Here is a 6,885-nt window from a genome sequence, read left to right as displayed (position 1 = left end):
CCGGCGGCGGCCAGCGCGAGCCCGCCGGCCGCCCCGGCCCCTGTGGCGAGCAGGGCGCGCCGGGTGTGCGCGGCTGCTGTGATCGTTCGCATGCCCCGTCAACGAGCGCACGCACGCGGAAGGCACGGTCAGGACGGCTACCGGGGCCGACCGGGGCGTGCGGACGGGAGCAAGCGGCTTCCGGTCGGGCCTGCCCCCGCGCCCGACCGACCCCGAGTCCTCAGCGTCGTGCTGCCGGCGGCGCGAAGGCGGCGGTCGAGTTCGACCGACATCGCGCGGGCGAGGTCGGGATTCCCGGCATGGCCCGCAACGTCGTGGGTGATCGCACGGGACTGCGGCGGCCGGCCGGTCATGGCCTCAGGGAAGAAGGTCCAACAGCGGGGATGCCAGGACCTCTTCAAGGCCCGCAGCCATCAGCAGGGCAACAAAGGCGCACACCTCATCGGTTTCCACGGACACGCTCCATTCACGGCGGTGTCGGAGCGATGCGCACTGGGTATCCCGGCTGTCCAGGACCACGCAGCGTCCCGACTGCTTGACCGCGCCGATGCTGAACTCCGGGGACGAGAAGCGGACGAACCGTTCCGAATTCCGAAGCGAGCGCTGGGCGATCAACCGCCCCGGCTGCCCGCAGAGGACGGCGTCCAGCCCGGTCTTGGCCGTCGCCCGGGCGGGGTAACCGGGTGCGGCGAGGCCTTGGACGGCGAGCAGCTCGCGATCCCCCAGCCGGAGCGACCAGTTCTCCGACGTCCGGGCCAGTCCTTCGACCCGCGGGTAGCCGGACGGGCCCCGGTGGATGTCTATGGTGCCGACCGGGGAGTCGACCTCCGCGTACTTCATGAGGGACTTCGCGCGGGCGGTCCAGCGGAACGAACTGACGCAGAGAGACAGCTTCATGAATGACACTCCCGTGACATCGGTCGAACGTGACAGCCCCCTCGGGCCCGGAAACCTCCGAGTCCCGAGGGGACGCATCCTCTATGACTTCACAGTTACCCGGCCGTCAGGGAGTCAGCACGCCTCGGTGTTCCGCGAGCCGAACCGCGCGGCACCCGCCGCCTTGCCAAAGGCGCCGACTTCGTCGGCAGAAATCCGCGCTGCCGCAGCGGCGGGCCGGGCCGCCCGGGTCCCGGTGGCGGGGCCCGGGCGGTTCGCTCAGCGGCTGGGTTCCTGCATCGTGACGCAGTGGGCGCCTCCGCCGCCGTTGCCGTAGAGGTTGTCGAGGTTGAGCTGGACGACCGGTCTGCCGAAGGCGGACTCGATGGCGGTCTTGGCGGCCGCGTCCTTGGCGGTGTCACCGAACTGGGTCGTGATCACCGTTTGGTTGGTCACGGCCCAGTTCATGTACGAGCCGAGGAACTGCGCCTGCTTGCCCTGCGGGATCCGGGGCAGGGTGTCGGGCCCCTGGATGGTGAGGACCTGCAGCCGGCGGCCCTTGGCGTCGGTGGAGTTCACCAGGACGTCGTTGATGGCCTGGGCGTTGGCGGTCCAGACGTCCGGCCGGACGGCGCCGCCCAGCTGCACCATCACCACGCCGGGTCGGACGAATCGGGCGGTGCCGTCGATGTGGCCGTCGGTGACGTCCTGCCCGGTGACTCCCGGCAGCCAGATCATCTTCGAGGCGCCGAAGCGGGAGAGCAGTTCCGCCTCGATCTGGTCCCGCGTCATGCCGGGATTGCGGTTGGGGTTCACCCAGCAGCTCTCGGTCGCCATCAGCGTGCCGTCGCCGTCGCACTCCACACCGCCGCCCTCGCCGACCACCGACGCCTTCGCGAACGGGACGCCCACGTACCCGGCGACGTTCTGCGCGACCGTGCGGTCCTTGTCGTAGGCGGAGGCGGGGAGGCCGTAGAAGCTGGTGGCGTTCTCGCCCCAGGCGTTGAAGTTCAGGCCGAAGGCGTCCAGGCCGCCGGCGCCGTCGACCCGGAACAGCGGGCCGGTGTCCCGCATCCAGCAGTCCGAGACCGGAATCGAGCCGATCACCGTGACGCCGGCTCCGCACAGAGTCCTGGCCCGCGACGCGGCCGTCGGGCCGTCCGCGCACATGATGACCGGCTCGTACCGGGCGATCTCCGTGGCGAGCTCGGCGATGTCGGACTGGATCCTGGACAGCAGGCTGCCCCAGATCACGGAGCTGGACGGCCAGGACATCCAGGTCCGGTTGTGCGGCTCGTCCTCTCCCGGTACCCGCAAGGAGGCGGCCTGAGCCGGCCGGATGCCGCCGAGTACCGGGCCCACCGCCAGTGCGGCCGCTGCCGCACCGGTCCGGGCCAACAGGGTCCTGCGGCTGATGCCCGGCTTGGAGTCGTCGTGCTCTGTCTTCACGTGCTGTTCCTTTCACGGACGTGCTGACGGACGTGCTGTATGTGTCACGGGCGTGCTGACGGACGTGCTGTACGTGCTGGGGTGGATCAGCTCAGTGGAGTTCGGCCAGCAGCCCCTCCTCCCGGACCATCCGGCGCTCGGTGGCCAGGTCGAGGCTGCGCGCGAAGGCCCAGTAGAGGACGCCGGCCACCGGCAGGCCGACGAGGAGCGAGCAGTCGACTCCGCCGAGGAGGTCCGCAACGGGCCCGACGTAGAGACCGGTGATCACCATGAACGGGGCCATGCAGGCCAGGCCGATCACGTAGGCGAGGTTGCCGCGCCAACCCCAACGGCCGTAGATGCCATGCGGGTTGAAGATCTCCCGGACGACGTACTGGCCGCGCCGGACGAGGAAGAAGTCGACCAGGTTGACGGCCGTCCAGGGGATGAACAGGTACGTCAGCACGACCACCACGTTGGCGAAGAACCAGTTGAAGCGGTCGATCCCGACGAGGGTGGAGACCGCGCCGACGGTCACCAGCATGATCCCGATCGTCGCCACCCGGATGGCCCGGGTCGGCTTGACCGGCCGGAACGAGTCGACGATCGAGATCATGGTGAGGCTGCCGCCGTACTGGTTGATCGCCATGATGGAGAGCAGCCCGACCAGCAGCACCACGACCGCGATCGTGCCGAATCCGCCGAACAGCCGGTCGGCGGCGAGCTTCAGCGCGGTCACCGGGTCGGTGTCCGCGGGGGCGGCGGCCGAGACGACGGCGCCGAGGATGAACACCCACACCCCGGAGACGGCACTGGGCAGATACGTCCACCAGAAGGTGCTGCGGACGGAGACGTCGGGTCTGAGGTAGCGCGAGTAGTCCGAGACGTACGGCGCCCAGCCCAGCTGGAAACCGGCGACGAAGACGAACACCAGCATGAACGGGGCGAGTTCGAACGGGCCGGCCCGCCAGACGCCGTCCGGCAGACCCCCTCCGAACAGGGCCGCCGCCGTGACCGCCGCGGTGACCACGACGAAGGGCCAGGTGAGCCACCTGTTCAGCCGGTGGATCCAGTCGTAGCCGAACAGGGCGATCACGGCCGCGACCACCGCCGCGACCAGGTAACCGACCACGTTGGGGATCCCGAAGAGCGTGTTCATGGCCTGGCCGGACAGCAGGGCGTCCGAGGTGTTGAAGGCCACGTAGTTGACGAGGGCGAACACCCACACCGTGAGCGCGGCCCCGAGGTAGCCGAACTGCGGCCGGGACTGGACCAGTTGGGGCAGTCCGAGCTGAGGCCCCTGGGCCGCGTGGAACGCCATGAAGAACGTGCCGAAGAGCGAGCCCAGCACGGTGGCGACCACCGTCCAGACGAGCGAGGCCCCCATCGAGAGCGTCACGACCCCGGTCGCCAGACCGGTGAGGTTGAGGCTGCCGACGAACCAGATGGCACCCATGCTCGATGGTTTGCCGTGCCGTTCCTCCAGGGGCACCCAGTCGATCGAGTGCTGTTCGATGCCTACGGGACGTGCGTGGTCCTCGGCGTGCGAGGCGACTGTCGCCATGTTGTGGCCTTCTGTGTACGGGGCCGCTCCGGCCCACGTCGGCTGCCCCGGCATTCCGGGTTCACGGGGCGGCGCCACCTTAGGGACTGACTTAAAACTCAGTCAATAGTTTGGACAACACGCCCTGAACAGCGCTGGATGATCCCATCAGAGGCTTGTTCCTGACGAGATCTTCAGGATATGCCGCACTGATCGAGTTGATGCTCCAACGGCTCCGACGGCTCCGAACGTCCCCGGGCCCGGCCACGCTGTACGTTGAGCGGGCCCGGTGGCTTGACCGGACCGAACGCTTTCCACCACTCGAAGGAGACGCCTCCCGTGGCCAGCCCGACCCAGACGCTGGAGTTCCAGGCGGAGACCCGCCAGCTGTTGCAGCTGGTGATCCACTCGATCTACTCGAACAAGGACATCTTCCTGCGCGAGCTGATCTCCAACGCCTCCGACGCCCTCGACAAGCTCCGCCTGGAGTCCCTCACCGACACCGGCCTCGACGCCGACACCTCCGACCTGCACATCACGCTGGACATCGACCGCGACGCCCGCACCCTGACGGTGCGGGACAACGGCATCGGCATGACCCGAGACGACGTCGTCGACCTGATCGGCACCATCGCCAAGTCCGGTACCGCGAGCCTGCTGGCGAAGATCAAGGAGACCAAGGACGCGGCCGCGGCCCAGAGCCTGATCGGCCAGTTCGGGGTCGGCTTCTACTCGGCGTTCATGGTCGCCGACAAGATCACCCTGCACACGCGCCGGGCCGGCACCGAGCAGGGCACCGCGTGGGAGTCCGACGGTGAGGGGACCTACACGATCGCGGAGGCCGGCAATCTGCCGGTCGGCACGTCGGTCACGCTGCACCTCAAGCCGGCGGACGGCGAGGACGGGCTGGGCGACTACCTGGCCGCGCGGAAGATCCGTCAGATCGTCAAGCAGTACTCGGACTTCATCCGCTGGCCCATCCGCATGGCCGCCGAACCCGCCGCCCCCGCCCCCGACACAGAAGCCGACACCGAAGCCGGCGCCGAGGACCGGGGCGAGCCCGAGACGCTGAACTCGATGAAGGCCCTGTGGGCCCGCCCGCGCAGTGAGGTGACCGAGGCCGAGTACAACGAGTTCTACCAGCAGATCAGCCACGACTGGCAGGACCCGGCCGAGACGATCCACATGCGCGCCGAGGGCACCTTCGAGTACGAGGCACTGCTGTTCGTCCCCGCCCACGCCCCGTTCGACCTGTTCTCCCGCGACACCAAGCGGGGTGTGCAGCTGCACGTCAAGCGCGTGTTCATCATGGACGACTGCGACGCGCTGATGCCGAACTACCTGCGGTTCGTCAAGGGCGTCGTCGACGCCCACGACCTCTCCCTCAACGTCTCCCGCGAGATCCTGCAGCACGACCGCCAGATCACCGCTGTGCGCCGGCGCCTCGTCAAGAAGGTCCTCGGCGCCCTGAAGAGCACGCAGGCCACCGACACCGAGGCCTACCTCAAGCTGTGGGAGCAGTTCGGCCGCGTCCTCAAGGAAGGCCTGATCGAGGACCGCGACAACACCGACGCCCTGCTGGAACTGGTCGGCGTCGCCTCGACCGACGACCCTGAGAAGCCGACCAGCCTGCGCGAGTACGTCGCGCGGATGAAGGACGGCCAGGACACCATCTACTACCTCACCGGCGAGAACCGGGCGATGGTGGAGAACTCCCCGCACATGGAGGCCTTCACCGCCAAGGGCTACGAGGTCCTGATCCTCACCGACCCCATCGACGAGATCTGGACCGACCAGATCCCCTCCTTCGACGGCCACCGCTTCCAGTCGATCGCGAAGGGCCAGGTCGACCTCGACGACGACTCCGACGGCGACGGCAGTGACGAGGCGAAGAGCGAGAAGGCCCAGCGCGAACAGGACTTCGCCGCCCTCCTCGCCTGGCTCCGGACCACCCTGGCCGACCACGTCAAGCAGGTCCGCCTCTCCACCCGCCTGACCACCTCCGCGGCCTGCCTGGTCGGCGACGCCCAGGACCTGACCCCCACCCTGGAGAAGATGTACCGGGCCATGGGCCAGGAATTCCCCGCCGTCAAGCGGATCCTCGAACTCAATCCCACCCACCCCCTCATCACCGCCCTGCGCCGGGCACACGCGACGAACGCCGACGACCCGGCGCTCGCCGACCTCGCCGAACTCGTCCACGGCAGCGCCCTGCTCGCCGAAGGCGGCGACCTGCCCGACCCGGCCCGCTTCACCCGCCTCCTGACCGATCGGCTCACCCACACCCTGTAATCTCCGCCGGGTGCGGCCCGCCAGACGCCAACCGTCCTGGCCGACCGCACCCGGCACCGGCGGCCACCCCTCCCGGTGCCGGCAGCAGCCGGCCAGGCCTCGGTCGGGCCGCTTGGGTGGGCACGCGGCGTCCTGCGGTGGTCCACTGACAAGGGTGGGCTCGAAGAAAGGGATCCGAGATGTACGTCCTGCGCATCCAGCACTCCGTACGTGACTACGCGGCCTGGAAGGCGGCCTTCGACAGCGACCCGCTCGGGCGGGAGAAATCCGGGGTGAAGAGCTACCGCATCCTGCGGCCCGCGGGCGATCCCGGGCACATCATGATCGACCTGGACTTCGACACCGCCGCTGAGGCAGAGGCCCTGGAAGCTGCCCTCAGGGAGATGTGGACCAAGGTGACCGTGGCGGTCGACCCGCAGGCCCAGATCGCCGAGGTGGTAGAGGCGCGGCAGTACTGAACTCAGGTGCCGAACCAGTGGGCGAGTGCTTCTCGCAGCGCGGGCACGGCGATGTCGGCGGGTTCGTCGACGGCCACGGCCCAGGCAATGTGGGCGTCCGGGCGGATCAGGAGGAGGTCGGCCGGGGGGCGATCGGTTTTGGCGGTGCGGATGTCGACCCGGTGCTGCCAGTCCCGGGCAGCCTCGCGAAGGTCCGGGCGGTCGGCGAGGTCGAGGAGCACGGGCCGTGCGGGGCGCATGAGTTCCGCGACGCTGGTGATGCCCTGGTCGGTGTGCAGGGTGAGGTCG

The 6,885-nt window shown here is 69.2% G+C and carries 5 protein-coding genes and 1 pseudogene; 2 read left to right on the top strand and 4 right to left on the bottom strand.

Features of this window, described 5'->3' with window-relative positions:
* Nucleotides 1-357: 357 nt before the first annotated feature.
* The 3 genes from AB0O00_RS25595 to AB0O00_RS25585 all read right to left on the bottom strand — a co-directional run bounded on the left by AB0O00_RS25595 (nt 358) and on the right by AB0O00_RS25585 (nt 3,868).
* Entirely contained in the window at nt 358-840 is a 483-nt protein-coding gene (locus tag AB0O00_RS25595; protein ID WP_363655496.1) for a hypothetical protein, read from the bottom strand.
* A gap of 315 nt (nt 841-1,155) precedes the next feature.
* Entirely contained in the window at nt 1,156-2,325 is a 1,170-nt protein-coding gene (locus AB0O00_RS25590; protein ID WP_363655494.1) for an agmatine deiminase family protein, read from the bottom strand.
* 91 nt (nt 2,326-2,416) lie between these two features.
* Nucleotides 2,417-3,868 (bottom strand): cytosine permease, encoded by a 1,452-nt coding sequence (locus tag AB0O00_RS25585; protein ID WP_363655492.1) that lies wholly within the window; start codon nt 3,866-3,868, stop codon nt 2,417-2,419.
* Nucleotides 3,869-4,186: 318 nt separating this feature from the next.
* Here AB0O00_RS25585 and htpG point away from each other — a divergent pair, with 318 nt between their 5' ends.
* Together htpG and AB0O00_RS25575 are read left to right on the top strand one after the other, a co-directional pair.
* Nucleotides 4,187-6,139, top strand: coding sequence for a molecular chaperone HtpG (htpG, locus tag AB0O00_RS25580; protein WP_363655490.1), 1,953 nt, complete (start codon nt 4,187-4,189; stop codon nt 6,137-6,139).
* A 179-nt stretch (nt 6,140-6,318) separates the two neighbouring features.
* Nucleotides 6,319-6,597 carry a hypothetical protein gene (locus tag AB0O00_RS25575; RefSeq protein WP_363655488.1) on the top strand — a complete coding sequence of 93 codons (279 nt, stop codon included), beginning with the start codon at nt 6,319-6,321 and terminating at the stop codon, nt 6,595-6,597.
* A 2-nt stretch (nt 6,598-6,599) separates the two neighbouring features.
* Here the strand turns inward: AB0O00_RS25575 and AB0O00_RS25570 are convergent.
* A pseudogene (locus tag AB0O00_RS25570) lies at nt 6,600-6,885 on the bottom strand (FAD-dependent oxidoreductase); the annotation flags it as partial.

This window comes from Kitasatospora sp. NPDC093558, assembly GCF_040683475.1.
Classification (GTDB): Bacteria; Actinomycetota; Actinomycetes; order Streptomycetales; family Streptomycetaceae; genus Kitasatospora.
Note: the sequence above shows the minus strand (reverse complement) of the source record. Positions and strands in the feature narration are given on the sequence as shown.